Raw genomic sequence first — 1,200 nt, forward strand, 5'->3', positions numbered from 1 at the left:
CACCGGAAGGGTACACAATCAATAAGAACTATGTAGAGATTGCGGTGGATGCAAACACAGCATACCAGATGGATTCTGAGAGCGGAGATGCCATTATTACGGTAGATTACGAGAACCATCCGGTAAAAGGAAAGCTGACGATCTATAAAAAAGGTGAAATGCTGACCGGATTCAAAAAGGATTTTGTTTATGAAGAAAGATACCTGAAGGGTGCGGAATTTAATGTCTATGCAGCTGAAAATATCTATACACCGGATTATCAGAAAGATGAAAACGGAAACAGACAGCTGATCTATGCAAAAGATGCACTGGTAACAACGGTAACGACCGGGGAAGACGGAAAAGCAGTTGCAGAGAATCTGCCGCTTGGTTCTTACTATGTGGTAGAAAAGACTGCACCGGAAAGATTCGTACTGAACCATGACAGATCAGAAGTCGCATTTGTCTATGCCAATCAGGATACACCTGTGATCGAACAGGAAGTGACTGTTGGCGATGACCGACAGAAAGTTGTAATCCAGGTAGAAAAACAGGATGCAGAAAATGGTGCAACCGTAGCAGGAGCTGTCTTTGGTATCTATAACAAAGCGGATATTAAGGCAGATGGAAAAGTGATCGTGAAAGCAGACACACTCTTACAGGAAATGACTTCTGATAACGATGGTCTTGCAGTATGTACGCTGGATCTGCCACTTGGACAGTATTATGTGAAAGAGTTAAAAGCACCGGTGGGATTCGTATCCTCTGATGAAGTTCTGAATCTGGATGCTTCTTACCAGGGACAGGATGTGAAGACAGTAAAACTGAAAACTGTGAAAAAGAACCAGCCGACAACAGTAGAAATCATGAAATCTGATGTAACAACAGGTGTGGAGCTGGATGGGGCGAAACTCACCGTTCTTGATAAAGAAGGAAATGTTGTGGATCAGTGGACGTCTGTAAAAGATCAGCCACATGTGATCAAACGCCTGACAGTTGGAGAGGAATACACTCTTCGTGAGGAAATGGCACCTTATGGATATCTGAAAGCAACGGATGTGAAGTTCACGCTGGAAGATACCGCCGAGATTCAGAAAGTAGAGATGAAAGATGAAGTACCGACAGGACTTCTGATCATCAACAAAAATGGAGAGTTTTTGGATAAAGTGACACTTTTGGATCATGTAAAAGGTACCGTGGAGCATCTTTTTGAGTATGTAA

At 42.8% G+C, this 1,200-nt stretch carries 1 protein-coding gene; it reads left to right on the top strand.

Going from position 1 to position 1,200, the window contains the following annotated elements:
* The coding region (locus tag G5B12_RS16950; RefSeq protein WP_244096134.1) for an MSCRAMM family protein at nucleotides 1-1,200 on the top strand (1,200 nt) is incomplete at both ends.

It is taken from the genome of Blautia sp. MSK.20.85 (assembly GCF_013317245.1).
Lineage (GTDB): Bacteria > Bacillota > Clostridia > Lachnospirales > Lachnospiraceae > Blautia_A.